This is a genomic window from Methylobacterium sp. WL8, from assembly GCF_008040045.1.
Lineage (GTDB): Bacteria > Pseudomonadota > Alphaproteobacteria > Rhizobiales > Beijerinckiaceae > Methylobacterium > Methylobacterium cerastii.
The window spans coordinates 21625-48521 of the sequence record NZ_VRVF01000030.1 but is presented as its reverse complement, the minus strand read 5'-3'; the positions used below and the strand labels follow the sequence as shown (position 1 = coordinate 48521).

Sequence of the window (26897 nt, the reverse complement as noted above, 5' to 3'; positions counted from 1 at the left end):
GCGCCCTCCATCAGCGCTCGCCGCCCTTCTTGCGCAGCGGCCGCGTCATCCGGGTGCCGGCCGCGACGAAGCCGGTGGCCGCGCAGAAGGCTTCGAGGTCCGGCCGGTCCGGCGGCAGCAGCATCTCCAGCCCGTCGCATCCGGCGCTGCGCGCGGCTTGCGCCGCGGCCTTGAGCAGCAGGCGCCCGAGCCCGCGCCGACGGTCGTCGGGGGCGACGAGGAGCGTGGTGATCTGCGCGGTCGGCTCGGCCACCAGCGTATGATACCAGTGCAGCACGACGAGGCCGCCCGGCGGCCCCCATTCGACCGCGACGAGGGCCGCGCCGTCGCGGCCGCGCAGGGCCTCGATCCGCTCGGCGAGGTCGCGCACCGCGATGCCCCGCCCCGCCGCGCCGATCAAGGCGGCGAGCCCCGGCGCGTCGGCGGCGTTGGCTGCCCGGATCTCCAGCCCGTACCGTCCGCTCAAGCCCCGTCCCCATCCACGTCGTTCATCGTCATCCCACCGCCGATCGATGCGCAGCCTGCATCGATCCATTCAGCCTTTGAGTTGGACGCCGCGCCGAGCACGCCCTTAACCTGAGGTCGCAAGCGGTCGCCGGGACCCCGTCGAGGGGTCGTCAGAGAACGACCGCTGTCCGCACCGGCAACGGCCGGGCGGTCCGCCTTCAGGGAGAAGGTCGCCATGGGCGCGGGTCTCGCCATGACCGCGGTGAAGCGCAGCCGCGTGCGGCTCCTCATCGTGACGATGCTCTTCATCGCCACCACCATCAACTACGCCGACCGCGCCACGCTCTCCATCGCCGGGCCGTCGCTGGCCAAGGACCTCGGCCTCGACGCGGTGGCGATGGGCTACGTCTTCTCCGCCTTCGCCTGGTCCTACGTGCTGGCGCAGCTGCCCGGCGGCTGGCTGCTCGACCGCTACGGCGCGAAGTGGGTCTACGCCGGCGCGATCTTCCTGTGGTCGGCCTTCACGCTGATGCAGGGCGCCGTCGGCTTCTTCACCGGCTTCACCGCGGTGGCGGTGCTGTTCGGCCTGCGGCTCCTCGTAGGCCTCGCCGAGGCGCCGGTGTTTCCCGCCAACGCCCGGATCACAGCGGCGTGGTTCCCCACCGCCGAGCGCGGCACCGCCTCGGCCTTCTTCAACTCCTCGCAGTACTTCGCCACCGTGCTGTTCACGCCGCTGATGGGCTTCGTCGTCCACCATTACGGCTGGCACCACGTCTTCACCCTGATGGGCGCGCTCGGCATCGCCTTCGCCCTGCTGTGGACCCAGGTGATCCACGGCCCGAAGGAGCACCCCGCGATCAACCAGGGGGAGCGCGACTACATCGAGGCCGGCGGCGCCCTCCTCGACATGGACGGGCGCGACGCGGGCGTGGCCCAGGTCGACGCCGGCCGCACCATCCGGCAGCTGCTCGCCAACCGCATGCTGCTCGGGATCTATGTCGGGCAGTACTGCATCACCACGCTGACGTACTTCTTCCTGACGTGGTTCCCCGTCTACCTCGTGAAGGAGCGCGGCCTGTCGATCCTGCAGGCGGGGTTCGCCGCCGTGCTGCCGGCGCTCTGCGGCTTCGTCGGCGGCATCCTGGGCGGCTGGATCTCGGACCGGCTGCTCAAGCGCGGCTACTCGCTGACCGCCTCGCGAAAGATCCCGATCGTCGGCGGGATGCTGCTCTCGATGGTGATCGTCGGCTGCAACTACGTCGCCACCGACGCCCTCGTGGTCGGGCTGATGGCGCTCGCCTTCTTCGGCAAGGGCGTCGGGGCGCTCGGCTGGGCGGTGGTCTCCGACACCTCGCCGCGCCAGGGCGGCGGCCTCTCGGGCGGCCTGTTCAACACCTTCGGCAACACCGCCGGCATCACCACCCCGATCGCGATCGGCTACATCGTGCAGCAGACGGGGTCGTTCAACGGCGCGCTGGTGTTCGTCGGGCTGAACGCGCTCGTCGCCGTCTTCTGCTACCTCGTCGTCGTCGGCGAGATCCGGCGGGTGGAGCTGCGCTAGGGCCGGCTCGCGTCGGCAAGGCAACGCTTCAACGGCGACGTGTCTTCGGTCACGCGTCCCGATCGGTCGCAGGTTGCGCGGGACCGCACGGCACGCCTGCGCAACCTGCTCAAGCGGACCGCCGCCGCCACCCTTCGGGCGCGGGGTGGCGGGTATGCGCCTCGGCCAGAGCTTCGAGCCAGCGGGCGACATCGGGCGGGATCGCGGCATCCCCGGACGCCCAGCGGCGCACCAGGCGGTCATCGCAGGCCAGCGCCTGAGCAAAGCCCCGTTGCGACCAGCGCAGCCGGGCGAGCACGTCGCGGAGGCGGCTGGCGGTCACCCGCCCAGCACCTTGACGAAGGCGGCGTCCGCGCCGAACAGCGCAGCACCCGCGGCCATGCCGGACAGGGCGACCTGCCAGGGTGCCAAGGCACGCGCGCGCGCGAGCTTGTCCGCCTCGGCACGCAGCTTGGCCTGCTCCTCGATGAATTTTTGGGTCTCGGCGTTCGACCGGAGGACGCGGGCGACCTGCTCGGCGACGTTGAGGCTGTTCGGAGCGGACGTGCCGGCCATCGGAGTCATCCCGTGATGCGCCCGGGGAACCCCCGCGAACATGTCCGCAAAATGAGGGAGGCTCGGACGACCGTCAACGACGGCGACGACCGTCAAGCGCATCGCGGGGCAAGCCGACAGGACCGATCGGCGCCTTGCTGGCCTCGTCCGTCTGGCCGCGACCGTCAGCGCGATGCAAGGAAGTCCGGTACGCCCGAGAGCCGGTGGGTCCCGTCAGGAGCACGCATGTTCGACTTCAGCCAGCTCCGGTGCTTCGCGACCGTGGCCGAGGAGCTGCATTTCGGCCGGGCCGCCGCCCGGCTGAACATGACCCAGCCGCCGCTGTCGCGGCAGATCCAGGTGCTGGAGCGCGTTCTCGACGTGCAGCTCCTCGACCGCACCAGCCGCTCGGTGCGCCTCACCGCCGCCGGGCGCAGCTTCCTGCCCGAGGCGCAGCGCATCCTGCGGCTCGCCGAGACCGCGACCCACGTCACCCGCCAGGTCGCGGCCGGCCGGGCCGGGGTGCTGAAGCTCGGCTTCACGGCGGCCTCGGCCTACGACTTCCTGCCGCGCCTCGTCATCGCGGCCCGGGCCGAGCTGCCGGACGTGACGCTCTCGCTGCGCGAGATGGTGACCAAGGACCAGGTCGAGGAACTCCTGGGCGGGCGCATCGACGCGGCGCTGGTCCGCCCGCCGGTCACCCATCCCGACCTCGCCTCGGTGCGGGCGCTGGCCGAGCCGATGGTGGTGGCCGTGCCCGCCGGCAACCCGCTGGCCGAGCGTGCGACGCTGACGCTGGCCGACCTCGACCGCGAGCCGTTCATCGCCTACGCGCCCAACGAGGCGCACTACTTCCACGACCTCGTGCGCGGCCTGTTCGCCGAGGCCGGCATCCAGCCGCGCATCGTGCAGCAGCTGACGCAGATCCACTCGATCCTGGCGCTGGTGCGCGCGGGGCTCGGCGTCGCGCTGGTGCCGGCGGCGGCCGAGCGCCTGCGCTTCGAGGAGGTCGCGTTCCGCCCCTTGCGCCTGCCGGCGCCGCGCCCGGCCGAGCTGCACCTCGCGTTGCGCCGCGACGGCGACGACCCGCTGATCGCACGCCTCATCGCGATCCTGGCGGCGCTGCCGCCGGGATGATCGATGCCAAGATCGATGCCAAGATCGATGCACGCCACGCATCGATCGATCCAGCCTTTGGCTTGGACCCGCATCGGCATCCTTGCGAGAACTTCGCGTAGACGGCGCGCCAGACGCCGGTCCCGTCAACGCCCCGGGAGGCGACCATGCAGGCCGACGCCGTCGATGCCCCGTCGCGCGGATTCTCGCGCACCCCCACCGTCACCGCGATGCGGGTCGTGCCGGTCGCCGGCCGCGACAGCATGCTGCTCAACCTCAGCGGCGCGCACGGTCCGTTCTTCACCCGCAACCTGGTGATCCTCGAGGATTCCACCGGCGCGACGGGCCTGGGCGAGGTGCCCGGCGGCGAGCGCATCCGCGGCGTTCTGGAAGAGGCGCGCGAGCTGATCGTCGGGCGCCCGATCGGCGCCTGGCAGGCGGTGCTCAACGCGATGCGGGCGCGCTTCGCCGACCGCGATTCCGGCGGCCGCGGGCTCCAGACCTTCGACCTGCGCGTCACCATCCACGCGGTGACGGCGGTGGAATCCGCCTTCCTCGACCTGCTCGGCCAGTTCCTCGACGTGCCGGTGGCGGCGTTGCTGGGCGAGGGCCAGCAGCGCGACGCCGTCGCGATGCTGGGCTACCTGTTCTACGTCGGCGACCGCCGCCGCACCGATCTGCCCTACCGCGAGCCGACCGCCCGCGACGGCTGGATGCGGCTGCGCGACGAGGAGGCGCTGACGCCCGACGCCGTCGCCCGCCTGGCCGAGGCCGCGCACGAGACCTACGGGTTCGAGGACTTCAAGCTGAAGGGCGGCGTGTTCGCCGGCGAGGACGAGATCGCCGCCGTCACCGCGATCCACAAGCGCTTCCCCGACGCCCGCGTCACCCTCGATCCGAACGGCGCGTGGTCGCTCTCGGAGGCGATCCGCCTGTGCAAGGGGCGGGGCGACGTGCTCGCCTACGCCGAGGACCCGTGCGGGGCCGAAGACGGGTTCTCGGGCCGCGAGATCATGGCCGAGTTCCGCCGCGCGACGGGGCTCCCCACCGCCACCAACATGATCGCCACCGACTGGCGCCAGATGAACCACGCGATCCAGCTCGGCGCCGTCGACATCCCGCTGGCCGACCCGCATTTCTGGACGCTGGCCGGCTCGGTCCGCGTGGCCCAGCTCTGCCGCGACCACGGGCTGACCTGGGGCTCGCACTCGAACAACCACTTCGACGTGTCGCTAGCGATGTTCACCCACGTCGCGGCCGCCGCCCCCGGCAAGGTGACGGCGATCGACACGCACTGGATCTGGCAGGACGGCCAGCGCCTGACGAAGGAACCGCTCACGATCCGCGGCGGCCTCGTGCGGGTGCCGGAGCGCCCCGGCCTCGGCATCGAGATCGACATGGCCGAGGTCGAGGCGGCCCACGCCCTCTACCTGGACCACGGCCTCGGCGCCCGCGACGACGCGGCGGCGATGCGGTTCCTCGTCCCCGACTGGACCTTCGACAACAAGCGCCCCTGCCTCGTGCGGTGAGGGCGACATCCTCCCCCCGTCATTCCGGCGCTCGCCGAAGGCGAGCGCCGGAATGACGGGGGTGGGGCGTCGAAACCGTCCGATTCAAGACCGATTCCAACAGGAGACCATCCGATGGACGTCCTCACCAACCGCTTCAAGGCGGCGCTCGGCCAAGGCCATCAGCAGATCGGCCTGTGGTGCAGCCTCGCCAGCCCGATCTCCACCGAGGTCGTGGCCGGCTCCGGCTTCGACTGGCTGCTCCTCGACATGGAGCATTCCGCCAACGACCTGCGGGACGTCTACGCCCAGGTCCAGGCGATGATGGAGAGCCCCGCCCACGCCATGGTGCGGGTGCCGAGCGACGAGGCGATCACCATCAAGCGCATCCTCGACACCGGGGTGCAGTCGCTGATGATCCCCAACATCGACGACGCCGACCAGGCCCGCCGCGCCGTGGCCGCCACCCGCTACGCGCCGCGGGGCGTGCGCGGCTTCTCGCAGGCGCCGCGCGCCGCCCGCTTCGGCCGCATCCCCGACTATCACGCCCGCTGCGAGGCCGAGATCTTCGTGGCGGTGCAGATCGAGTCGCGCCGCGCGCTGGACAACCTCGACGAGATCGCCGCCGTCGAAGGCGTCGACGGCGTCTTCGTCGGCCCCGGCGACCTCTCGACCAGCCTCGGCTACCTCGGCCAGCAGAACCATCCGGACGTGGTGGCGATCATCGAGGAGACCGTCGCCCGCATCGGGAAGGCCGGCAAGCACGCCGGCATCCTCACCGCCAACGAAGAGCTCGCCCACCGCTACATCGCCGCCGGCACCCGCTTCACCGCGGTCGGCTCCGACATGGGCCTGCTCGCCCGCCAGTCCGAGGCGCTCGCCGCCCGCTTCAAGGGCTGAGCCGAGATCCTCGCCCTTCGCGGGCGACCGGGCTCACACGTCTCGCCGCGCATCCCGAAGGCAGCGCGGGTTCCCCTCTCCCCGCGCGCGGGGAGAGGCCCGGCTGCCCCCCGTCGTGCAGCTGGGGAGCGGAGGCGAAGCCGAAGCGGGGGTGAGGGGGCGCGACCGGATGAGCCTCCTCCGGGGCGCCCCCCCCCGCCGTCGGCTGCCGCCTCGCTTCGCCGACGACGAGGTCGCCGAAGCCCTCTCCCCCACCGAAGTCGGGCCTGCCCGATTTCGGCAGGCAGGTTCGGATCTCGGGCGAGCCCGAGATCCGTGCGGGGCGAGGGGATGCGCGCAAAGCGAACCGCCAGAATTCAGGGATGCGTGAATCCTGTCGCCCACGACGGGCGAGGGAGGACGCGCCGCGCCATTCCAGGAGACACCACCATGAACATCGGATTCATCGGCCTCGGCATCATGGGCGCCCCCATGGCCGGGCACCTGATCGCCGCCGGGCACAGCCTGTTCCTGAAGAGCCGCCGGGCGGTGCCCGAGGCCCTGGTCGCCGCCGGCGGCACGGCCTGCGCCACCGCCGCCGAGGTGGCGAGCCACGCCGACATCGTCATCCTGATGCTGCCCGACACCCCCGACGTCGAGGCGGTGCTGTTCGGCGCGGACGGCGTCGCCGACGCGATCAAGACCGGCAAGACCAGCAAGACCGTGGTCGACATGAGCTCGATCTCGCCGATCGCGACCAAGGACTTCGCCGCCCGCATCGCCGAGCGCGGCGGCGCCTACCTCGACGCGCCGGTCTCCGGCGGCGAGGTCGGGGCCAGGAACGCCGCCCTCTCGATCATGGTGGGCGGCGACGAGGCCGATTTCGGGCGCGTACAGCCGCTGTTTTCGGCCATGGGCAAGACCGTGACCCATGTCGGCCCGGTCGGATCGGGGCAGGTGGCCAAGGTCGCCAACCAGATCATCGTCGCGCTCACCATCGAGGCGGTGGCCGAGGGCCTGCTGTTCGCATCCAAAGCCGGCGCCGACCCGGCCAAGGTCCGCGAGGCCATCACCGGGGGCCTGGCCACCTCGCGCATCCTCGAGCTGCACGGCAAGCGCATGATCGACCGGACCTTCGATCCGGGCTTCCGCATCGGGCTGCACCAGAAGGACCTGAACCTGGCGCTGGAGGGCGCCCGCGCTCTCGGCGTCAGCCTGCCGGCGACCGCGCTGGCGCAGCAGCTGTTCTCGGCCTGCGTCGCCAACGGCGGCGCGGCGTGGGACCACTCGGCGATGGTCCGCGCCCTGGAGCTCATGGCCGACCACGAGGTCGGCGCCGCCTGACCCTGGCTCGATCGATCGATGCCGCGACGGCATCGATCGATCCATCGTTTGGATTGGAAGGTATCGACCGGGCGGACTAGTCTCGAACCCTGACGAAAACCGACCGCGACGGGCACGCATCCGTTGGGCGATTCCGCAGGAGGAAACCATGTCGCTGGCGATTCCGGTGCAGGCGGCGACGCGATTCCGCGTCCGCTACGTCATCCTCCTCGTGCTGTTCGCGGTCACGGTGCTGAACTACGCCGACCGGGCGATCATCTCGATCGCCGGCGTGCCGATCGCGCAGGAATTCGGCATCACGCCCGTGCAGATGGGCTACATCCTCTCCGCCTTTAGCTGGTCCTACGTCGCGGCCCAGCTCCCCGGCGGCTGGCTGCTCGACCGCTACGGCACCAAGTGGATCTATGCCGGCGGCGTGTTCTTCTGGTCGTTCTTCACCTTCGTCCAGGGCTGGGCCGGCTTCCTCGGCGCGGCTTCCGCGGTCACGGTGTTCTTCCTGATGCGGATGCTGGTCGGCGTCGCCGAGGCGCCGTCCTTCCCCGGCAACGCCCGCCTCGTCACCGCGTGGTTCCCGGCGGCCGAGCGCGGCAAGGCCTCGGCCGTGTTCAACGCCGCCCAGTACTTCGCGCCGGTGCTGTTCGCGCCGCTCACCGCCTGGGTCACCCAGAGCTTCGGCTGGCGCTACGCCTTCTTCGCCATGGGCCTGATCGGCCTCGTGATGGTGCTGCTCTGGGTCTGGCTGATCCACGACCCCGAGGACCATCCGAACGTCACGCCGGCCGAGCTCGACGAGATCGCCCGGGGCGGCGCGCTGGTGCAGGTCGGCGCAAGCCCGGCGGACCCCGCCAAGGCCGCGCGGGCCGACGCCGCACCGGCCGCCGGCACCGCGACGGTGAGCACCTGGGGCACCATCAAGCAGCTTCTGGGCAACCGGATGCTGCTCGGCATCTACGTGGCGCAGCACTGCATCAACGTGATGACCTACTTCTTCCTGACGTGGTTCCCGATCTACCTCGTCAAGCAACGCGGCATGAGCGTGCTCCAGGCCGGCTTCACCGCCTCCCTGCCGGCCCTGTGCGGCTTCGTCGGCGGCATCCTCGGCGGCGTGATCTCGGACGCCCTCCTGCGCCGGACCGGCTCGCTGAACATCGCCCGCAAGGTGCCGATCATCGCCGGCATGGTGCTCTCGATGGTGATCATCGCCTGCAACTACGTCGATTCCCAAGCCCTGGTGATCGGCCTGATGGCGGCGGCCTTCTTCGGCAAGGGCCTCGGGGCGCTGGGCTGGGCCGTCGTGTCCGACACCTCGCCCAAGGAGGCGGCGGGCCTGAGCGGGGCCTTGTTCAACATGTTCGGCAACACCGCCGGCATCACCACGCCGATCATCATCGGCTATCTCGTCCAGTCCTCGGGCTCGTTCGACACGGCGCTGGTCTTCGTCGGGATCAACGCGCTCGTGGCGATGAGCGCCTACCTCCTCCTCGTCGGCGACATCCGGCGGGTCGAGCTGCGTCGCGCCTGAGACCGACCGCCACCAGGGAGCATCCGATGCAGGACGCCGTGATCGACGCCGTGATCGAAGCCCCGCCGGCCCAGCCGGCCGGGCCCGCCTTGGGCGACGCCCCCCGCACCATCCGCCTGCATGCGAGCGACAACGTCGCCATCGTGGTCAACGCGTTCGGCCTGCCGGCCGGCACCGCGTTCCCGGACGGGCTGACCCTCGTCGAGTTCGTGCCGCAGGGCCACAAGGTGGCGCTCGCGGCGATTCCCGAGGGCGGCGCGGTGCGCCGCTACGGCGAGGTCGTCGGCATCGCGACGCAGGACATCCCTCGCGGCGCCTGGGTCGAGGAATCGCGCGTCGCCACCCCGACCGCGCCCGCGCTCGACGCCCTGGAGATGGCGACCCGCGTGCCGGCGCCCCCGGCGCCGCTCCAGGGCTACACCTTCGAGGGGTTCCGCAACCCGGACGGGTCGGTCGGCACCAAGAACATCCTGGCGATCTCGATCAGCGTGCAATGCGTCGCCGGCACCCTCGACGTGGCGATCCGCAAGATCAAGGCGGAGCTGCTGCCGCGCTTCCCCAACGTCGACGACGTGGTCGGGCTGACCCATGCCTACGGCTGCGGCGTCGCGATCAACGCGCCCCAGGCGGTGATCCCGATCCGCACCCTGCAGAGCCTCGCCCGCAACCCGAACTTCGGCGGCGAGGTGATGGTGGTGGGTCTCGGCTGCGAAAAGCTCGTCTCCGAGCGCCTGCTGCCGGACGGCGACGCGGCCGAGGACGGCGGCGTCGTGCGGATGCAGGACGAGCGCCACCAGGGCTTCGCGATGATGCTCGACAGCATCATGGCGATGGCGGAAGCCCGGCTCGAGATCCTGAACCGGCGCCGCCGCGAGACCTGCCCGGCCTCCGACCTCGTGGTCGGGCTGCAATGCGGCGGCAGCGACGCGTTCTCCGGCGTCACCGCCAACCCGGCGCTCGGCCATTGCGCCGACCTGATCGTCGCGGCCGGCGGCACGGTCATGTTCTCCGAAGTCACCGAGGTCCGCGACGCGATCCACCTGCTGACGCCGCGGGCCAAGAACCCGGCCGTCGCCGCGGCGCTGGTGCGCGAGATGGCCTGGTACGACGACTACCTCGCCAAGGGCGAGGCCGACCGGCGCGCCAACCCGTCGCCCGGCAACAAGAAGGGCGGGCTGAACAACATCGTCGAGAAGGCGCTCGGGTCGGTCGCCAAGTCCGGCACCTCGGCGATCTCCGCCGTGCTCGCCCCGGGCGAGCGGGTGACGGAGAAGGGCCTGATCTTCGCGGCGACGCCGGCGAGCGACTTCGTCTGCGGCACGCTGCAGCTCGCCTCCGGGATCACGCTGCAGGTGTTCTCGACCGGGCGCGGCACCCCCTACGGCCTCGCGCAATGCCCCGTCATCAAGGTCGCGACCCGCACCGAGCTCAGCCAGCGCTGGTCCGACCTGATCGACCTCGACGCCGGCCGCATCGCCACCGGCGACGCGACGATCGAGGAGGTCGGCGAGGAGCTGTTCCGCCTGATCCTCGACGTGGCGAGCGGGCGCAAGAAACCCTGGTCCGACCGCTGGGGCCTGTTCAACGACCTGACGCTGTTCAACCCGGCCCCGATCACCTGACAGCCTTCGCGACGCACGCTTGAGGGCGGAGGAGGCGCACGCCATGCGCCGGGCCCGCCGACGACGAGACGACATGCAGGCCGGGACGACGCCGGCCGGGAGGATCACCATGGGCGCCCTCGATCGCCGGACCCTGCTCGCGCTCGCGGGCGCCGCCACCCTCGGCCCAAGGGGCCGGGCGCTTGCCGCCTTCGAGCCCTCCGAGCGCCTGCCCGATCCGGCCATCGAGATCCTCGACCCGTCGTTCGCCAAGTACCGGATCTTCTCCGCGACGGTGGAGCGGATCGCCACGGGGTTTCGCTGGGCGGAAGGGCCGGTCTGGTTCGGCGACATGCGCTGCCTGCTGTTCAGCGACGTCGCGAGCGACGCGATCCTGCGGTGGGACGAGGCGACAGGCGCGACGAGCGTGTTCCGCAAGCCCGCGAACTACGCCAACGGCAACGCCCGCGACCGCCAGGGCCGCCTGCTCACCTGCGAGCACAAGACCCGCCGGGTCACCCGCACCGAGCACGACGGCACGATCACCACCCTGTTCGACGGCTTCGAGGGCAAGCCCGCCAACGCCCCGAACGACGTCGTCTGCCGCTCCGACGGCTCGATCTGGTTCACCGACCCGCCCTTCGGCCCCAACCCCTACGAGGCGATGGCCAGGCCCGAACGGCCGGGCCAGGTGTTCCGCCTCGACCCGCGGACCGGACAGGCCACGGTGGTGGTGGCCGACATCGCCGGCCCGAACGGGCTGTGCTTCTCGCCCGACGAGACAAAGCTCTACGTCATCGAATCCCGCGCCCAGCCGAACCGGCTCATCCGGGTCTACGACGTGGTGGAAGACGGCACGCGGCTGACCGACGACCGGGTGTTCTTCGATTGCGGCAAGGGCACCGCGGACGGGTTCCGGGCCGACGCCGACGGCAACCTCTGGTGCGGCTGGGGCATGGGCGCCGACCTCGACGGCGTCCTGGTGGTCTCGCCCGAGGGCAAGGCGATCGGCCGCATCCGCCTGCCGGAGCGCTGCGCCAACCTGTGCTTCGGCGGCGCCGACGGCAACCGCCTGTTCATGGCCTCGACGAAGTCGCTCTACGCGCTGTTCGTCAACACGCGAGGGGCGGTGCGGTAGGGGGTGTTTGCGACTTGGCGTTGCTGGTTCAAGACTGAAGCTGGGTACCGTCTGATAGGGATGGTCAGCCGAAATTAGACAGCGGCTGGGAAGCAGACCTTCGGCTTCGGCGATCGTACTAAAAGTCCTTAAGCGGACGGCTCGCCGTACGCGTCCTCGTAGAACTCAGAGATGGACCTGCCCTGGTAGCTCCAGAATGGGCCGGGCGCGACGCTGTATTCCAGCTGCATGACTTCACGGGTTGCCGCGGTAAGCGATAGCTCGTCTGTTCCGAGACGGACCTTTCGAGATCCGACGACGAACACCACGGCATCGTTCCGCGTACATTGCAACTCTGCACCGATAGGTATGCCCAAGACCGTGAAGTCTAGGTTTGGTCGGCGCGCGCGAAGCGCCCGTGTAGCCCCAAGTTCCTGTTCGGAAATCGAGGACGCCTGATCCTCGACGACCTGCGTCGCGTCTTCGATGTGTAGGAGACGGAGGATTGCGAGTGCCTGCTCCGGTTCTATGCGAAAGAACTCCCGTCGCGCGTTAACGCGTTGAGGAGCAAAGGCAATGTGCAGGGCCTGCTCTACGCGAACCGCGTCCTCGACCCGGCAAGCAAAAACCAGCTCGAATGGCACTGGCACGCCCGTCGTGTAGAGCTGATCAAGCCGTGCCTGGGCTGTGTCCTGTGCCGTGCGGCCGATCTTAACGAGCCCAGGCATCGCGGGATTGGTTAGTAGGTAGACGATGCTGAGACCCGAGCCTGAACTTGTACGATCGATGCTATCCATAATCATCTGATACAGGAAATCTGCGGACAATGGCAATGGATCAGTTTGCTGCGGTGGTCTTGCAGGTCTCTGACCAAGCTGCTGTAGTTGATCTATTCGACGGCCCAAAAACAGACCGTCTGATCGTCCGCACTTGGTCGCAAGCCAACTCTCGCGCGCACACCCAGCCCCCGATCTCCCCGATCAAGTCAGCTCGACGAACGCGAGCCGGTCCGTCACCCCGACGGTCAGCGTCCGGAGGGGCGCAAGCGTCTCCACGCTCACGGAGCCGTCGTCGGCGAAGCGGTGGAGGCGGGCCGCCTTCGGCTCGGCCGACAGCGTCAGGGCGACGGCTTGCGCCGGCGCGTCGGGCCGGGCCCGGCGCTTGATGGGGTCCCAGCCGTCGATCCCGAGCCAGAGGGGCACGAGGACGGCGCCGTCGGCGCGCAGGAAGCGGACGGCCTGGAGGTCGCGCGGGGCCGCCTCAATCGCCACGTCGAGGGGGGAGGCAGGGGCCGCGGCTCCGGCGCGGAACAGGCGCATCAGGTTGGCGACCGCCCGGAAGGTCTGGGTCGGCGCGCCGTCGAAGCGCAGCAGGCCGAAATGGCCTTCCGGGTCGGCCTCGCCCCGGTCGACCGAGGCGATCAGCTCGTAGAGGTAGGTGCGGCGGATGCCCAGGAGGAAGCTCCACAGCAGCAGGCGCGGGGTGTAGCGCGCCCGCACGGCCTCCGAGACCGGGAAGTGGAAGCTCCTGGTGGCGAGCGCGGTGTGGTAGCCGTTCTCGGTGGCGAGCAGCGGGGCGCGGCCGAAGATCGGCCGGGCGGCGGCAATGAATCGGCGCAGGTCGCCGTTTCCGGTGGTCTCCGGGTGCTCCATGCCGGGGTACGGGTGGATGTTGCCGAAGTCGACGGCGTTAGCCAGCGACTCGGCGGCCGCGACGTTGGCCTGGACGTAGCTCGGCCCGGCGACCTTCAGCGCGCCGCCGGCGTTGCGCGCCGCCCGGTAGAGCGCGCGCTGGTGCTCGGCCGAGGCCTGCGGGCGGCCGGCGCCGGCGGCGATGTTGGGCTCGTTGCTGCCCTCGGCGATCTCGAGCCCGCCCGCGCACCAGGCGGCGACGTCGGGCAGGCGCCGGGGCGGCACCAGCGGCCCGACGTCGAGCCCGTCGTAGAAGACCAGGCTGAACCGGTGGCCGGCCCGCGCCAGCTCGGCGATCCGCTGGAATTGCGGCGGCGCCGACGCCTCCGCCCCCGGCAGCACGATGTCGTCGCGCAGGTGCCGGATCCCGAGCTCGTCGAGCGCCGCCGCGCAGCGTGCGAACCGGTCGACGTAGGGGGTCCCGCCGTGCCCGAAATGGGTGTTGACGCCGACGGAGCCGGTGAAGTCCGCGCAGGCGTGGGACGGCAGCGCGCCGGCAAGCGCAGGGCGCGCGGCCAGCGCCGACGCGCCGGCCGCCAGCACGAGGCGGCGGGTCGGCCCCGACGAGGCCGGAGGGCAGGGCAGGGCGGGCCCGCGTGGCGGCATCGATCGCACCTCACTGCTTAGACCATGTCTCATGGGTCAGATCCCATGAGGTCCGGCGGACTTCCGCCGCCCCGCAGTCGCGGGGGCCGAACCTCGATGAGCCGGGCTCACCGAGGTTCGGTGTTACGGCGTCGCGGGGATGGGTACCGCCTCGGCGCGCGGCGCGGCGGCGGTGGCCAGGGCGGCCTTGCGGTTCAGGATCAGCGCGACGCTCCGGCGCAGCGGCGCGCGCAGGAACAGAAGCGCGAGGATGCCGTAGACCAGGATGCCGAGGCCGATCGCCGCCGCGAGGCCCTCGTGGTCGCCGAGCTGCGCATAGAGCCGTTCCTGCACCAGCGAGACGGCGGCGCCCATCGCCACCGAGCAGGCGAGGATCGGCGCCAGCAGGGCCGCGATCCGAAGGTTGCCGAGCGGCACGAACCGGCCGGCGGACCGCACCACCAGCGGCGAGAACAGGTAGGCGCGCACCACGTGCCCGACGACGAGGGCCGACAGGCCGAAAGGCGCCGTCACCATCGCGGCCAGGATCGTGATCGTGAACTGCCCCGCCGACAGCACCAGGGCGGTGCCGGTCCGGTCGGAGGCGGTGAAGATCATCCACAGCATCGAGGTCGCGACGAATTCCGGCCCGAGCAGCGCCAGGATGCGCAGCACCGGCACCGCCTCGCGCCACTGCTCGCCGAACAGAAGCGGCACGAGGTGGGGCGCCACCACGGCCATGCCGACGAAGGCCGGCAGCGCCAGCACCGCCGACATCGCGACGAAGCCGTCGAAGGCAGCGGCCAGCTCGCGCGGCCGGTCCTGCAGCCGGGCGTAGGTCGGCAGCGCCACGGCGGCCAACGGGATCACCGCGACCTGGCTGATCAGGTCGATGCAGCGCCACGCCATGCGCAGCAGCCCGATGTCGGCGGTGGAGAGGAAGTAGGCGGCGACCACCTCCTGGCTGCGGATGCTCAGCGTCAGGAGCAGTTGGGTCGAGAACACGCGCGAGCCGAAGGCGAGCTGGCGCCGGGCGTGGGCGCGCACGAAGCGCAAGCCCGGAAGCCAGGGAAAGGCCGCCCAGGTCAGCAGCGTCGTCATGCTGGTGGCGAGCAGGCGCTGGATCACCAGGCTCCAGACCCCGAAGCCGTTCAGCGCCAGCGCGATCGCCACGCTGCCGCCGATCAGGTTGGCGACGAGCGCCCGGATCGCGAGGCTGCGGAAGCCGAACCGGCGCTGCAGCCGCGCCTCGTGGATCACGCCGGCCGCCGCGATCACGAAGGTGGCCGCCAGCGCCGCCAGCACCGGCTGGAGCTCCGGGATGCGCAGCATCCAGGCGACCGGCCACGACAGCGCGACGAGCGCCAGCCCGTAGAGGCAGCCGGAGGCCAATGCCACCCAGAAGGCGGTGTCCACGAAGCCGTCGTCGAGCCGCTCGGTCTGGACCACGAGGTCGGGCAGGCCGCCCCGCGTGACGATGAGCAGGATGTCGATGAACACGACCGCGACGGCGACGAGCCCGAACTCGCTCGGGTCGAGCAGGCGCGCGAGCACCAGGAAGACCACGAAACTCAGGACGACGTTGCCGACCGAGCTGACGGCGACCCACCCGGCCGCCCGCACGGAGCGGCCCGCCACGTCCTCCGGCGCCGCCGCGTCCGCTGCCGCGGCGGGGCCGAGGGGGCTAGGCGCCATGATGGAGGCCGTGCGCCGCCGACGGGTCCGGTGCGGTGCCGCGGCGCTCGGCGAGGAGCTCGGCATAGAGGTCGAGGTACTTCTCGGCGACGCGCTCGGAGGTCGATTCCCGCAGGACGTGCTGGAACGCGCGCTCGTCCGGCAGGTTCAAACGGCCGTTGGCCAGCACCGTGCGGATGCGGGCGGCGAGGTCGGGCGCGTCGCCCGCCCGGAACAGCCAGTCGGCGTTGCCCTCGCCGATCAGTTCCGGGATGCCGCCGGAATCGGCGCCGATCACCGGCACGCCCATGGCGTAGGCCTCGTAGACCGTGCGCGGGGAGGGCTCGGCCCAGAACGAGGGCACGACGAGGACGTCGATCTCGGTGAGGAAGTCCTTGGGGTCGACCCAGCCGACGAACTCGATCGGCAGGCCTTCGGCCTTCGCCTTGAAGCGCTCGATCGAGTCGTCCATCGCCTGGCCCGCGATCAGGCAGCGCCAGACCCCGGAGCCGTTCCCGATCGCAGCGCGATCGGGAACGGCTCCGGGGTCTGGTTCAGAGGCGCACGCTTTCGCCGAACCGGGATCCACTTCGGCGGCGCGCGCGCGTGAGCCGACCTCGGCCAGCGCGTCGATCAGCGTGCCGACGCCCTTCTCGACGTTGATCCGCCCGAGATAGCCGAAGGTCATCGGCTTACCCGTGCGGTCGATGCGGCGGCGCGCCTCCGGGTCGCCGTCGGGCACCGTGCAGGAATAGTAGATCACACGGCGCCGCTCCGGGGCGAGGTGGCGGAACAGGCCGTGGTCGACATGGGTCTGGAGGATGCGGGTGCCGACGCTCGCCACCGCGTCGATCCAGCGGTTGGTGAGCTGCTTGGAGGCGTTCACGACCTTGCAGCCGAGGTGCCAGTGCGTGCACGGCGCGCCGTGCTTGAACATCGCGGCGTTGCCGCAGATCAGGTCGTACTCGCAGACCGTGTGGACGATCGGGATGGAGCGCTTGGCCGCCTCGCGCCAGACCAGGGTCGAGATGTCGAGGAGCGAGTGGGTGTTGACCACGTCGGGCCGGAAGTCGTCGAGCACCCGGCCGAAATCGGCCGCGACCGCGAAATTCCACTGCTGCTTCAGCTTGGCGGCGTTGCGCGCGAAGCGGCCGTGCTGCGCCCAGTCCTCGAGCCAGAAGTCGTTGTGGTGGGCCATGCGGTAGACCGTGACGCCGTTGCGCACGGTCTTCGCCTCGGCCTGCCGCTCGATGCAGGCGGCGGCGACCGTGTGCCCGAGGCCGGCGAGCTCCTCCGCCAGGTGCTCGACGGACCGCTCGGCGCCGCCGACGATGTGCGGCGGGTAGAGCGAGCTAAGATGCAGGATGCGCATGGCGCCTTGATCCTTGGAGTCGCGATCCGTCGGCGAGGGCGGGCTCAGGGCTGAGGAGGGTGCGGTAGAGGTCGAGGTAGCGGGCGGCGACCGCCTGCGGCCGGGTCCCGGCGGTGACCGCCGCCGCGTTGCCGAGGCCGGACGCGAGGCGGGCGGGGTCGGCCACGACCCGCGCCATCGCGACGGCCAGCGCCTCCGCGTCGCCAGGCGGCACGAGCCAGGCGGGATCGCTCGTCCCGACCTGCTCGGCGATGCCGCCGACGGCCGTGCCGATCACCGGCACGCCGCGGGCGTAGGCCTCGGCGACCGTGCGCCCGAAGGCCTCGGGCCAGACCGGGGGGACCACGAGGCAGTCGAGGCGGTCGAGGAAGGCGTCCGGCGCCACGAACCCGTCGAAGGCGACGGGCAGGCCGGCGGCGAGGCCGACGTAGCGGTCGAGCCCGTCGGCGGCGCGCCCGGCGATGCGTAGGCGCCAGCCGCCGGGGGGCAGGCGGCGGCAGGCCTCGAGCAGGGTGTCGACGCCCTTCGACGCCTCGATCCGGCCCATGTAGCCGAAGGTGATCCCATCCGAGGGCAGGGCGCACGGGGCCGGCGGCGACCCCGCCTCGATCGGGTTCCAGATCACCTGCCGCAGGGCCTCCGGCACGTCGCGGAAGTACCCGGCCGCGAGGTGGCGGGCCAGGATGTCCGCGCCGACGCCGACCACCGCCTCGACCGGGCGCTGGCAGACCCGGTGCAGCAGCGCGTAGGCGCGGCACTTGGCGTGCTGCCGTTGGCAGGCCCGGCCGTCGCGCACCATCGCGCCGTTGCTGCACAGGCTCGTGAAGTCGTGCAGCGTGTGGACGACCGGAACCCCGAGGCGGCGCAGCATCGGCCAGATCCGCGGGGTCAGCTCCGACAGGGAGTGGGTGTTCACCACGTCGGGGGAAAAATCGCGGACCGCCGCCTCCATCGCGGCGAGCGTGCGCCCGTCCCACTGCACGGCGAGCTTGTAGCGCAGGCGGTCGAGCCGTCCGTGCTCGGCCCAGTCGAGGACGTGGAACGGCGTCCCGTGGCCGAGGCGGTAGATCGTCGCCGCGTCCGACCGCTCGGGCGGCTGGGCCCGGCGCGACAGGCAGGCGACGCCGACCTGCGCCCCGAGGCCCGCCTGCATCCGCACGAGGGTCTCCACCATCAGCTCCGCCCCGCCGACCTGTTCGGGCTGAAACAGCGAGGTGATGTGGAGAATACGCATCTGTTCGATCTGGCGGTGCTAGATCGACCCTAGTGCGGGGTTATTGCCAGTCGATGAAGCGAATCCTCCTCAACATGCCGAGCCAGTTCGGGGGCAAGCCGTCGGGCGTCGCACGGGTCGCGTTCGCGCTCGTCGAAGAGCTCGTCCGGCGCCCGGACCTGGCCGTCGTGCTGCGCTCGCCCTGGACCCGCGACGCGCTCCCCGCCGCGTTCCGCGACGCCGTCGAGGTCGTGACCGTGCCGCGCCCGCGCATCATGGTCCTCGACGTTCTGGCCCAGCTCGTCACCGTCCCGGCCTGCTGCCGGCGGCACGCCATCGACGTGGTGCTGAACGTCGACCCCTACGGCGCGGGCGCCGGGGGGCGGGCGCGGGTGGTCGTGGTCCACGACCTGTACTTCCGCACGATCCCCGAGAGCGCCGGCCCGCGCGAGGCCTTCACCACCGACTGGATCTTCCGGCTGATGCTGGCGCGCAACCACGCCGTCGTCGCGGTCTCGGATGCGACCCGGCGCGACCTGGAGCATCACTATCCCGCGGCGCGCGGGCGCGTCCGCGTGATCCCGTCCGCCTCCGTGCTCGACTCCTCGGCGCTCGCCGTGATGGACCCCGCGGAGGTGGCGGGGCACTACGTGCTGGCGGTCGGAAACGCCACGCACAACAAGAACTTCGGCCTGCTCGCCGAAGCGGTGGCCGCGCTCGGGCCGAGCCATCCCGACCTCGCCGTCGTCCACGTCGGCGAGGACCCGGCCGACGCCGTCGCCGGGACGCTCCGGCGGCTCGGGGCGGCCACCCGGGTGGTCCGCCTGTCGCGCATCGACGACCGCCGGCTCGCTGCGCTCTACCGCGGCGCCCTATGCCTGTGCGTGCCGTCCTTCGCCGAGGGCTTCTGCCTGCCGGTGCTGGAGGCGCAGGCTTTGGGCTGCCCGGTGGTGTGCTCGGACCGTTCGGCGACGCCGGAGGTGGCGGGGGAGGGCGCGCTGACCTTCGATCCCAGCGACGCCGGCGCGCTGGCCGCATGCCTGCGCCGGCTCCTCGACGAGCCGGGCCTGCGCGAGGCCCTGGTCGCAAAGGGCCGCCGCAACGAGGCCCGCTACACCTGGGCCGCCACCGCCCGCGGCTACGCCGACCTGCTCGACGCCGTGCTCGCCGACGCGCCGCCCCGCCCGCGCTGACGGCGAGGCCCAGGCCGGCGCACGCGCCGTCCGCGTTTCCCGATGGCACGCGGCCTCGAATTCACGGCGATCGGTATAGTTAAGATTTACCACGTCGGGGAAATAGGCAGTCTTACGCCTGTCCTGCGGCCTTTCAGCGGTCGATATTTCTAAAACCGCAAACATCTCAACCTAACGAAAGCATAGGTCGCGATCGTTCAGGGCACTCAACCTGACGGTCGCATCCGCCAGCGGCGTCCCATCGCCGTCCCTCTCCTTCGAGGTCTCGAAGATGCGCGTCGCGGTCGTCCATGATTGGCTCTACGTCGTCGGCGGCGCCGAGAGGGTGCTGCGCGAGATCCTGGCGATCTATCCCGACGCGGACGTCTTCACGCTGTTCGACTTCCTGAGCCCGGCCGACCGCGCCCGGATCGGCCTCGGCGCCACGCAGACGAGCTTCCTGCAGAAGATGCCGTTCGTGCGGACCCGCCACCGGTCGTACCTGCCGCTGATGCCGATCGCCGTCGAGCAGTTCGACCTCTCGGCCTACGACCTCGTCATCTCGAGCAGCTACGCCGTCGCCAAGGGCATCCTGACCGGGCCGAACCAGGTCCACGTCTCCTACATCCATTCGCCCATGCGCTACGCCTGGGACATGCAGCACGACTACCTGCGGGAGAGCGGATACGACCACGGCGTCAAGAGCATGGTCGCCCGCATGATCCTGCACCGGATGCGCCTGTGGGACACCCGCACCGCGAACGGGCCGGACGCGGTGGTGGCCAACTCCGCCTTCGTCGCCCGGCGCATCCGCAAGGTCTACGGCCGCACCGCGGAGGTGATCCATCCGCCGGTGACGCAGTCGGCGACCCGCGCGGACCTGCCGCGGAGCGAACACTTCCTCGTGGCGAGCCGCCTCGTCCCCTACAAGAACGTGCTCGCGGTGGTGCAGGCCTTCGCGCTGATGCCCGACCTCAAGCTCGTCGTCGCGGGGACCGGTCCCGAGGAGGCGCGCCTGCGCGAGGCGGCCGGGCCGAACGTGACATTCGCCGGCTACCTCGCCGACAAGGAGCTCCGCCGGCTCATGATCACGGCGCGCGCCTTCGTGTTCGCGGCGGAGGAGGATTTCGGGATCATCCCGGTCGAGGCGCAGGCCGAGGGCACCCCCGTCCTGGCGCTCGGCCGCGGCGGCGCGCGCGAGACGGTGGCGACGCTGGCGCCCAACCGCTCGGGCATGTTCTTCGCCGAGCCCGAGCCCGCGGCGATCGCGGCCTGCGTCCGCGAGTTCATCGAGCAGGAGGGCACGTTCTCGCGCGCCGCCTGCCGCGCCCAGGCGGCGCAGTTCGCCCCAGAGGTGTTCCGCGCCGAGTTCGCCGGCTTCGTCGACGCGCAGATGGCCCTCCACCACGACCTCGGCGCCGGCCGGGAGCGCTCCGGCCACCGCCTCAAGGCGCTCGCCTGAGGTTCTGGCCCGGGCCCGAGGCCCCGGCCCGACGGCATCCGCCACCCCCGGCCCGCGCGACGCGGCCGGACCTTTCGCTCACCTCGCACGGCTTCCGCGCCCCTGCCCGCGGACCGGCACCAGACCCGGTGGTCGACGATGACGACGTCCTACCTCAGCCCGATCCAGACGGCCGGCCCGGCCCCTTCGCGGGCGGCCGAGAACGGCCAAGGTGCAGGCCAAGGTGCAGGCCAAGCTGCAGGCCAAGCTGCAGGCCAGGCGACCAACCAGGCCGCCGGCCTGGTCGCGGCGATCCTGCGGCGGCGCGGCCTGTTCGCGGCGGTCTTCGCCTCCGTGATGGCCGTCGCGATCCTGCTGCTGATGGCGGCGCCGACGCAGTACCTCGCGGTCGGCTCGGTGATCGTGGCCGAGCCGGAGCCCGGCAGCAACAACCCCAACGCCTCGGTCGCCTGGATCCAGAAGCTCGGCGACCCGGCCGACATCGAGAGCCAGATGCTGGTGATCCGCTCGCCGCGGATGATGCGCCTCGTCGCCTCGGGCGACGTGGTCGAGAAGGTCGTGGCCGAATGCCGGCAGAGTGCGCGCGGGGGCCTCCTCGCGGGCCTGATGCCGCAAAGGGACGACGGCTGCGACAGGCTGCGCGGCAACGCCGACCTGGTGGTCGACACCCTGCAGCGGCGCTTCGTCGTCACCGGCGCGGGCCGCTCGCGCGTCATCAACATCGCCTACCGGTCGCCGAACGCCGAGACCGCCCAGGCGCTGACCAACGCGCTGATCACGACCTTCCTCGACGACCAGCGCGGCGTCCTCGCCAACAGCCGCGAGGCGGCCACCGAGTGGTTGTGGAAGGAGGTCCGCCAGCTCGACGCGTCGTTGCGCGCCGACGAGGCCAAGATCCAGGCCTTCCGCCGCAGCAAGGGCCTGATGTCGGGCGCCAACGCGCCGATCACCTCCGAGCGGCTGAGCACCATCACCCAGCAGCTCGCGGCGGCCGAGACCGCCAAGGCCGACGCCGCCGCGCGCCTGGCCGAGATCAACGCCGACCAGGCCCGCGGCTCGATCGACGCCCCGGCGGTGCTGGCGAGCCGCACCATCGGCGACCTCAAGCAGCAGATGAACGTGGTGGCCGCGCAGATCGCCAACGCCGGCACGGTGCTGGGGCCGAACCATCCGACGCTGCAGGCGATGCGCACGGAGCTGGCCGGCCTGAAGCTGCGCGTCGAACGCGAGGTCGCGAGCATCGGCGCCGGCCTGAAGAAGACCTACGACGCGTCGAGCGCGCTCGCCAAGTCGCTGCGCCAGCAGATGGAGGGCGCCAGGACCGACGCCGCCGCCGCGATGGAGAACGAGTCGGTCGCCGCCGGCATGGTGCGCAACGCCGAGATCAAGCGGGGCCAGTACGCCGACCTGTACAAGCGCGCCAACGAGCTCGAGACCGAGCGCCGCATCCTCGTCGGCAGCACCCGCCTCGTCAGCCTCGCGGACGTCCCGGCCGCCCCCGTCACCCCGAAGCCGCCGCTGTACCTCGGCGCCGGCTTCGTGCTCGCCGCGGCGCTGGCCGCCGCCGCCGCGCTACTCCGCGACCGCGCCGACCGCAGCGTGCGCACCTCGACGCAGGTCGCCGCGGTCGCCCACGCCCCGGTCTTCGCCCAGCTGCCGCACCTGCGCGCGGCCGGCGGGACGGCGCGCCTCGGACGGATCGGCGCCGCCGGAGCCGACCTGCCGCTCGCCGCCGCCCTGCGCGACGCGCGCGCCGACCCGCTGATGCAGCAGGTGCTGCGCAACCTCGGCGCCCGGCTGATGCTGGCCGGCGCCGACGGCCGCAGCCGCGCGATCCTGCTGACCTCGGGGGCGCCGGGCGAGGGCAAGTCCTTCACCACCCTCGCGCTGGCCCAGCTCAACGCGGCGAGCGGACGCCGGGTGCTCGTGATCGAGGGCGACCTGCGCCGCCCGGTCTTCGAGGCCGCCCTGGACCTGCCCGCCGGCCCCGGCCTCGCCGGCATCCTGCGCGGCGAGGCCCTGCCGCGGGAGGCCGTGATCGCGACCGCGACGCAAAACCTCGATGCCATCCCCGCCGGCACGCCGACCACGGATTCGACGGAGCTGCTGATGGGCGCGCGCATGACCGAGCTGCTGGTCTGGGCGCGCAAGTACGACCTCGTGCTGATCGACAGCCCGCCGGCCGCGATCCTGATGGACGCCCAGATCCTGGCGCGGCAGGTCGACGGCGTCCTGTGCTGCACCCGCTGGGGCCGCTCGCAGGTCTCGGCGATCAGCGCCACCGTCGCGGGCCTGCGCGAGGCCGGCGGCGACGTGTTCGGGCTCGCGATCACGATGGTGCGTCCCGACGACCACCCGTTCTACGACACCGGGCACGAGCCGGCGCGCCGCTACCTCGGAGCCGCGTGATGCGCCGCCCGCGGGTCGTGTTCGTCAGCCACACCGGCACGATGTCGGGCGCCGAGATGGTCCTGTGCGACGCCGTCGCCCCCTGGCGCGGCGCGACCGCCTTCCTGTTCGAGGACGGGCCGCTCGGGCCGGCCTTGCAGGAGCGGGGGCTGACGCTCGTGCATGCGCGCCACGGGGCCGGGCTGTCGGCGCTCCGCCGCGACGGCTCGCTCTGGCGGTCGATCCCGCTCGCCGGCAGGCTCCTGGCGACGGTCCTCGCGCTGGCGCGATGCGCCAAGTCCCACGACGTGGTCTACGCCAACTCGCAGAAGGCCTTCGTCCTTTCGGCGCTCGCCACCGCGCTGGTGCGCCGCCCCCTGGTCTGGCACCTGCACGACATCCTCGATCCCGCGCATTTCGGGGCGGCGCAGCGCGGGCTCCAGGTCCGCCTCGCCAACGCCCGCGCGACCCGCGTCGTGGTGCCCTCCACCGCCGCGGCGGACGCCTTCGTCGCATCGGGCGGGCGCCGGGACCTCGTCGAGGTGGTGCCCAACGGCCTCGACCTCGACGGCGACCCCGGCGACCCGGCCGACCTGCGCCGGAGCCTCGGGCTGCCGGACGGGCCGCTGGTCGGCGTGTTCAGCCGGCTCGCCCCGTGGAAGGGGCAGCACGTGGTGCTCGAAGCCCTGGCCCGTTCGCCCGGCACCGCCTGCCTCGTCGCCGGCACCGCCCTGTTCGGCGAGGACGCCTACGCGGCCGGCCTGCATGCGCTGGCGGCCGAGCGCGGTCTCGCCGACCGCGTCCACTTCCTCGGCCAGCGCGAGGACGTGCCGCGCCTGATGCGGGCGGTGGACGTGGTGGTCCACCCCTCCACCGCCCCCGAGCCGTTCGGGCGCACCCTGGTCGAGGCGATGCTGGTCGGCACGCCGGTGATCGCCACCGACGCGGGCGCCGCGGCCGAGATCCTCGACCGGGGCGCGGCGGGAACCCTGGTGCCGCCCGGCGACGCCGCCGCGCTCGCCGACGCCATCGCCCGCGTCCTGTCGGCTCCGCCCGAGATCGGAGACCAGGTCGCCCGGGCGCAGGCGACCGCCCGCGCCCGCTACGGCGCCGCCCGGATGCAGGCGCGCCTGGCCGACCTCATCCGCCGCGCCGCGGGCGGCGAGGGAGCCTCCGCCGCGATCCCGGAGATTTCGGCCGACGCGCCGGCGAGGACGACGCGATGAGCACGGGACGCGCCGGCACCCTCGACCGGCCGGCGCGGCTCCACCGCCGCGACGGCGTGCAGAACCTGCGCCTCGACGGCCTGCAGATCCTGCGGGCGGCGGCGGCCGTGATGGTCGTCCTGCTCCACGCCGAGCTGCTGGTGTCGCTCCAGGCGGAGGCGCGCGGCCTCGCCATGCCGCGCCTGACCGCCCTGCCGCTCGGGGCCGGCGTCGACCTGTTCTTCGTCATCTCCGGGTTCGTGATCGTCTACGCCTCGGAGCCGCTGTTCGGCGCGCCCGGCGGGGCTGCGACCTTCCTGAGGCGCCGCCTGCTGCGGATCGTACCGCTGTACTGGTTCGCCCTCGCCCTGCGGCTCGCCGTGCTGCTGGCCTTCGCCGCCGCCGGCCATGCCGCCGCGCCGAGCCTGGCGGACGTGGCGACCTCGTACCTGTTCGTCCCGTTCGACACCCGCGGCTTCGGGCCGGACTACCCGTTCCCGATCCTCGATCTCGGCTGGACGCTGAACTACGAGATGCTGTTCTACCTCGTCTTCGCCGGGGCGATGGCGCTCGCCGCGCGGACGACGCCGAGCATGACCGCGACCGCACGCGAGCGGGCGGCGCTGGCCGCCGTGGCCGTCCTCGCCGGCGGCGTGGCCCTGGCCTGGCTGTGGCCGCCGGCCCTCGACCAGCTCCGGTTCTGGCTGCGCCCGATCGTCCTCGAATTCGCCGCCGGCGTCGGCCTGGCGCTGCTGTTCCGCCGAGGCGTCCGGCTCGGGCGCGCGGGCGGCGTCCTGCTCTGCGGCCTCGGCCTCGCCGTGTGGGCGACGATCGACCTGTCCGGGTTCGCCGGGTCGGACGCGCCCGGCAATTACGGCTGGGCGCGCACCCTGGTCTGGGGCGGCGGCGCGGTGCTGGTCGTCGCCGGCGTGGTCCTGGGCGACCTGCGCTTCGATGCGCCTCCGTTCCGGGCGATCGCGCGGATCGGCGACGCGTCCTACGCGCTCTACCTGCTGCACCCCTTCGTCTTCCTCGCCGCCAAGGCGATCCTGCCGCGGCTGCCGCTCGGCGCCGGGCTTCTCTGGCCGCTGGCGCTGCTCCTCGTCGCCGTCTCGGTCGCGGCGACCGAGGTCTTCCACCGCCGCGTCGAGCGGCCGGTGCTGCGCTGGCTGCAGGGCGGACCGCGCAGGCCCGCCGCACCGGGCGTGCGGGTGGGAGCCGGCGCATGACGGCGCCCGCGATCCCGGCCCGGGCCGCGCCCGGCCACACCTTCGCGCTGCTCGACGGGCTGCGCGGCGTCGCCGCGATCCTGGTGGTGGTCCGCCACGCGCCGAACCTGTTCGGCCTCCAGCCCGGCGCGGTGGAGACGCATCTGGCCGTCGACCTGTTCTTCGTGCTCAGCGGCTTCGTCCTGGCGCACGCCTACGCGGCGCGGGTCCGCGACGGGCTGCCGGCGCGCGCGTTCCTGCGCATCCGGGTGATCCGGCTCTACCCGCTCTACGCGCTCGGGCTCGCGCTCACCGTCGCGGTGGCTCTGCTCTCCTTCGCGGTCGGGCAGGGCCCGGGCTTCTCCCCCTCGGCGCTGGCGCTGTCGACCCTGTGCTCCGCGCTGATGCTGCCGACGCCCCCAGCGGTCTCGACCCTGCCGGCTGCGATCTTCCCGCTGAACTTCCCGTCGTGGTCGATCTTCTTCGAGCTGATCGCCAACATGGCGTTCTTCTACGGGCTGTCGGCCCTGTCGGCCCGGCGGCTCGCCGCCTTCGTGGCGCTGGCCTTCGCGGGCCTCTGCGCCGTCGCCCTCCAGGCCGGCGACCTCGACGTCGGCTACACCTGGAACGAGGTCCACGCCGGGCTGATCCGGGTGATGTTCGCCTTCCCGGTCGGCGTCCTGCTCTATCGCCGCTGGATCGCGCGCGCGAGCGGCGCCCCGCGCCGCCTCGCGTCGGGCAACGCCGGCGCGGTCGCCTGCCTCGCGGCGCTGACGCTGGTGCTGGTCGTGCCGGTCCCGGCCCTGGTCAAGCCCGTCTACGACGTGCTGGTGGTGGCTTTCGTGTTTCCGGCGCTGGTCTACGCCGCCGCCGGGATCACGCCCGGCCCGCGGCTGGCCGCCCTCTGCCTCAAGGCGGGCGCGGCCTCCTATCCGCTCTACATCCTGCACGCGCCCTGCGTCGCCTGGGTCGAGGCCGTCGGCCGGCGCATGCCGGGCGTCGCCGACCGGATCGCCGCCCCCTATGCCGGGCTCGCCTTTCTGGTCGTGCTGCTCGCGGCCTGCCTCGTCCTCGTCCGCGTCTACGACGCGCCCGCGCGCCGACGGCTCGGGCGCCTCGCGATCCCGAAGCCTGACCAAACCTTGCGGGCGGACCGGACCTTGCGGGCGGACCGGACCTTGCGGGCGGACATCGCGCGGTCCTGAGAGCGGCCGGCCCCGGCGGCCAACCCGCGCAGGCGGCCGCGGGCGGGGCGGCCTCGCTTTCCCCATCCGGCGACGCGGCGTATGAGGACGCCC

The 26897-nt window shown here is 72.3% G+C and carries 23 protein-coding genes; 14 read left to right on the top strand and 9 right to left on the bottom strand.

Going from position 1 to position 26897, the window contains the following annotated elements:
• Positions 1–10 precede the first annotated feature (10 nt).
• Entirely contained in the window at positions 11–466 is a 456-nt protein-coding gene (locus FV234_RS12835; RefSeq protein ID WP_147753498.1) for a GNAT family N-acetyltransferase, read from the bottom strand.
• The gene (locus tag FV234_RS26480) at positions 463–684 is read right to left on the bottom strand and encodes a hypothetical protein (RefSeq protein ID WP_187277428.1); all 222 of its coding nucleotides are present in this window, start codon (positions 682–684) and stop codon (positions 463–465) included. The genes FV234_RS12835 and FV234_RS26480 overlap by 4 nt, the downstream gene beginning before the upstream one ends.
• On the opposite strand from FV234_RS26480, the gene FV234_RS12830 reads away from it, so the two are divergent.
• Positions 683–2008, top strand: a complete 1326-nt coding sequence (locus FV234_RS12830) for an MFS transporter (RefSeq protein WP_147753499.1) — start codon at positions 683–685, stop codon at positions 2006–2008. The two genes, FV234_RS26480 and FV234_RS12830, sit on opposite strands and share 2 nt — an antisense overlap.
• A 109-nt stretch (positions 2009–2117) precedes the next feature.
• On the opposite strand, the gene FV234_RS12825 is transcribed toward FV234_RS12830, so the two are convergent.
• The gene (locus FV234_RS12825; protein ID WP_147753500.1) at positions 2118–2330 is read right to left on the bottom strand and encodes a hypothetical protein; all 213 of its coding nucleotides are present in this window, start codon (positions 2328–2330) and stop codon (positions 2118–2120) included.
• A complete protein-coding gene (locus FV234_RS12820) occupies positions 2327–2563 on the bottom strand; it encodes a hypothetical protein (protein WP_147753501.1) in 237 nt (78 codons plus the stop codon). The genes FV234_RS12825 and FV234_RS12820 overlap by 4 nt, the downstream gene beginning before the upstream one ends.
• Before the next feature lie 225 nt (positions 2564–2788).
• On the opposite strand from FV234_RS12820, the gene FV234_RS12815 reads away from it, so the two are divergent.
• The 7 genes from FV234_RS12815 to FV234_RS12785 all read left to right on the top strand — a co-directional run bounded on the left by FV234_RS12815 (position 2789) and on the right by FV234_RS12785 (position 11650).
• Complete coding sequence (locus FV234_RS12815) at positions 2789–3679, top strand: LysR substrate-binding domain-containing protein (protein WP_147753502.1); 891 nt, start codon at positions 2789–2791, stop codon at positions 3677–3679.
• Positions 3680–3825: 146 nt separating this feature from the next.
• Positions 3826–5187 carry a glucarate dehydratase gene (gene gudD / locus FV234_RS12810; RefSeq protein ID WP_147815307.1) on the top strand — a complete coding sequence of 454 codons (1362 nt, stop codon included), beginning with the start codon at positions 3826–3828 and terminating at the stop codon, positions 5185–5187.
• Between the two features lie 114 nt (positions 5188–5301).
• The gene (locus tag FV234_RS12805; protein WP_147753504.1) at positions 5302–6066 is read left to right on the top strand and encodes an HpcH/HpaI aldolase/citrate lyase family protein; all 765 of its coding nucleotides are present in this window, start codon (positions 5302–5304) and stop codon (positions 6064–6066) included.
• Between the two features lie 429 nt (positions 6067–6495).
• The gene (locus FV234_RS12800) at positions 6496–7389 is read left to right on the top strand and encodes a 2-hydroxy-3-oxopropionate reductase (RefSeq protein WP_147753505.1); all 894 of its coding nucleotides are present in this window, start codon (positions 6496–6498) and stop codon (positions 7387–7389) included.
• A gap of 148 nt (positions 7390–7537) precedes the next feature.
• A complete protein-coding gene (locus FV234_RS12795; RefSeq protein ID WP_147753506.1) occupies positions 7538–8911 on the top strand; it encodes an MFS transporter in 1374 nt (457 codons plus the stop codon).
• Positions 8912–8937: 26 nt separating this feature from the next.
• The gene (gene garD, locus FV234_RS12790) at positions 8938–10533 is read left to right on the top strand and encodes a galactarate dehydratase (protein ID WP_147753507.1); all 1596 of its coding nucleotides are present in this window, start codon (positions 8938–8940) and stop codon (positions 10531–10533) included.
• A 109-nt stretch (positions 10534–10642) separates the two neighbouring features.
• Positions 10643–11650 carry an SMP-30/gluconolactonase/LRE family protein gene (locus FV234_RS12785; protein ID WP_147753509.1) on the top strand — a complete coding sequence of 336 codons (1008 nt, stop codon included), beginning with the start codon at positions 10643–10645 and terminating at the stop codon, positions 11648–11650.
• A 128-nt stretch (positions 11651–11778) separates the two neighbouring features.
• Here the strand turns inward: FV234_RS12785 and FV234_RS12780 are convergent, their stop codons facing one another.
• From FV234_RS12780 to FV234_RS12755, 5 genes are all read right to left on the bottom strand, one after another.
• A complete protein-coding gene (locus tag FV234_RS12780; RefSeq protein ID WP_147829651.1) occupies positions 11779–12426 on the bottom strand; it encodes a GIY-YIG nuclease family protein in 648 nt (215 codons plus the stop codon).
• A 183-nt stretch (positions 12427–12609) separates the two neighbouring features.
• Positions 12610–13926 carry a hypothetical protein gene (locus FV234_RS12775; protein WP_147829647.1) on the bottom strand — a complete coding sequence of 439 codons (1317 nt, stop codon included), beginning with the start codon at positions 13924–13926 and terminating at the stop codon, positions 12610–12612.
• Positions 13927–14049: 123 nt separating this feature from the next.
• Positions 14050–15600: a lipopolysaccharide biosynthesis protein gene (locus FV234_RS12770; RefSeq protein WP_238273141.1), complete on the bottom strand. Its 1551-nt coding sequence runs from the start codon at positions 15598–15600 to the stop codon at positions 14050–14052.
• Positions 15590–16951 carry a glycosyltransferase family 4 protein gene (locus FV234_RS26660; RefSeq protein WP_246685670.1) on the bottom strand — a complete coding sequence of 454 codons (1362 nt, stop codon included), beginning with the start codon at positions 16949–16951 and terminating at the stop codon, positions 15590–15592. Before FV234_RS26660 ends, FV234_RS12770 begins: the two co-directional genes overlap by 11 nt.
• Positions 16932–18185 (bottom strand): glycosyltransferase family 4 protein, encoded by a 1254-nt coding sequence (locus tag FV234_RS12755; RefSeq protein ID WP_147829645.1) that lies wholly within the window; start codon positions 18183–18185, stop codon positions 16932–16934. The genes FV234_RS26660 and FV234_RS12755 overlap by 20 nt, the downstream gene beginning before the upstream one ends.
• A gap of 53 nt (positions 18186–18238) precedes the next feature.
• Between FV234_RS12755 and FV234_RS12750 the strand changes: the two genes are divergently transcribed.
• The 6 genes from FV234_RS12750 to FV234_RS12725 all read left to right on the top strand — a co-directional run bounded on the left by FV234_RS12750 (position 18239) and on the right by FV234_RS12725 (position 26804).
• Positions 18239–19357: a glycosyltransferase family 1 protein gene (locus FV234_RS12750; protein ID WP_147750524.1), complete on the top strand. Its 1119-nt coding sequence runs from the start codon at positions 18239–18241 to the stop codon at positions 19355–19357.
• Positions 19358–19628: 271 nt separating this feature from the next.
• Entirely contained in the window at positions 19629–20798 is a 1170-nt protein-coding gene (locus FV234_RS12745; protein ID WP_147750525.1) for a glycosyltransferase, read from the top strand.
• A gap of 138 nt (positions 20799–20936) precedes the next feature.
• Positions 20937–23207, top strand: coding sequence for a polysaccharide biosynthesis tyrosine autokinase (locus FV234_RS12740; RefSeq protein WP_147750526.1), 2271 nt, complete (start codon positions 20937–20939; stop codon positions 23205–23207).
• On the top strand, positions 23207–24412 hold the full coding sequence (locus FV234_RS12735; protein ID WP_147750527.1) for a glycosyltransferase: 1206 nt from the start codon (positions 23207–23209) through the stop codon (positions 24410–24412). Before FV234_RS12740 ends, FV234_RS12735 begins: the two co-directional genes overlap by 1 nt.
• Positions 24409–25620 (top strand): acyltransferase, encoded by a 1212-nt coding sequence (locus FV234_RS12730; RefSeq protein WP_147750528.1) that lies wholly within the window; start codon positions 24409–24411, stop codon positions 25618–25620. The genes FV234_RS12735 and FV234_RS12730 overlap by 4 nt, the downstream gene beginning before the upstream one ends.
• Positions 25617–26804, top strand: a complete 1188-nt coding sequence (locus FV234_RS12725; RefSeq protein WP_147829632.1) for an acyltransferase — start codon at positions 25617–25619, stop codon at positions 26802–26804. The genes FV234_RS12730 and FV234_RS12725 overlap by 4 nt, the downstream gene beginning before the upstream one ends.
• Positions 26805–26897 lie beyond the last annotated feature (93 nt).

Bases quoted from the DNA above. Each gene is read 5' to 3' on its own strand.
- FV234_RS12750 (WP_147750524.1), top strand. From the start codon at position 18,239: ATGAAGCGAATCCTCCTCAACATGCCGAGCCAGTTCGGGGGCAAGCCG.
- FV234_RS12735 (WP_147750527.1), top strand. From the start codon at position 23,207: ATGCGCCGCCCGCGGGTCGTGTTCGTCAGCCACACCGGCACGATGTCG.
- FV234_RS12800 (WP_147753505.1), top strand. From the start codon at position 6,496: ATGAACATCGGATTCATCGGCCTCGGCATCATGGGCGCCCCCATGGCC.
- gudD (WP_147815307.1), top strand. From the start codon at position 3,826: ATGCAGGCCGACGCCGTCGATGCCCCGTCGCGCGGATTCTCGCGCACC.
- FV234_RS12770 (WP_238273141.1), bottom strand. From the start codon at position 15,600: ATGGCGCCTAGCCCCCTCGGCCCCGCCGCGGCAGCGGACGCGGCGGCG.
- FV234_RS12785 (WP_147753509.1), top strand. From the start codon at position 10,643: ATGGGCGCCCTCGATCGCCGGACCCTGCTCGCGCTCGCGGGCGCCGCC.
- FV234_RS12795 (WP_147753506.1), top strand. From the start codon at position 7,538: ATGTCGCTGGCGATTCCGGTGCAGGCGGCGACGCGATTCCGCGTCCGC.
- FV234_RS12815 (WP_147753502.1), top strand. From the start codon at position 2,789: ATGTTCGACTTCAGCCAGCTCCGGTGCTTCGCGACCGTGGCCGAGGAG.
- FV234_RS12730 (WP_147750528.1), top strand. From the start codon at position 24,409: ATGAGCACGGGACGCGCCGGCACCCTCGACCGGCCGGCGCGGCTCCAC.
- FV234_RS26660 (WP_246685670.1), bottom strand. From the start codon at position 16,951: ATGCGCATCCTGCATCTTAGCTCGCTCTACCCGCCGCACATCGTCGGC.
- garD (WP_147753507.1), top strand. From the start codon at position 8,938: ATGCAGGACGCCGTGATCGACGCCGTGATCGAAGCCCCGCCGGCCCAG.
- FV234_RS12830 (WP_147753499.1), top strand. From the start codon at position 683: ATGGGCGCGGGTCTCGCCATGACCGCGGTGAAGCGCAGCCGCGTGCGG.
- FV234_RS12740 (WP_147750526.1), top strand. From the start codon at position 20,937: ATGACGACGTCCTACCTCAGCCCGATCCAGACGGCCGGCCCGGCCCCT.
- FV234_RS12755 (WP_147829645.1), bottom strand. From the start codon at position 18,185: ATGCGTATTCTCCACATCACCTCGCTGTTTCAGCCCGAACAGGTCGGC.
- FV234_RS12780 (WP_147829651.1), bottom strand. From the start codon at position 12,426: ATGGATAGCATCGATCGTACAAGTTCAGGCTCGGGTCTCAGCATCGTC.
- FV234_RS12745 (WP_147750525.1), top strand. From the start codon at position 19,629: ATGCGCGTCGCGGTCGTCCATGATTGGCTCTACGTCGTCGGCGGCGCC.
- FV234_RS12725 (WP_147829632.1), top strand. From the start codon at position 25,617: ATGACGGCGCCCGCGATCCCGGCCCGGGCCGCGCCCGGCCACACCTTC.
- FV234_RS12775 (WP_147829647.1), bottom strand. From the start codon at position 13,926: ATGCCGCCACGCGGGCCCGCCCTGCCCTGCCCTCCGGCCTCGTCGGGG.
- FV234_RS12805 (WP_147753504.1), top strand. From the start codon at position 5,302: ATGGACGTCCTCACCAACCGCTTCAAGGCGGCGCTCGGCCAAGGCCAT.
- FV234_RS26480 (WP_187277428.1), bottom strand. From the start codon at position 684: ATGGCGACCTTCTCCCTGAAGGCGGACCGCCCGGCCGTTGCCGGTGCG.
- FV234_RS12820 (WP_147753501.1), bottom strand. From the start codon at position 2,563: ATGGCCGGCACGTCCGCTCCGAACAGCCTCAACGTCGCCGAGCAGGTC.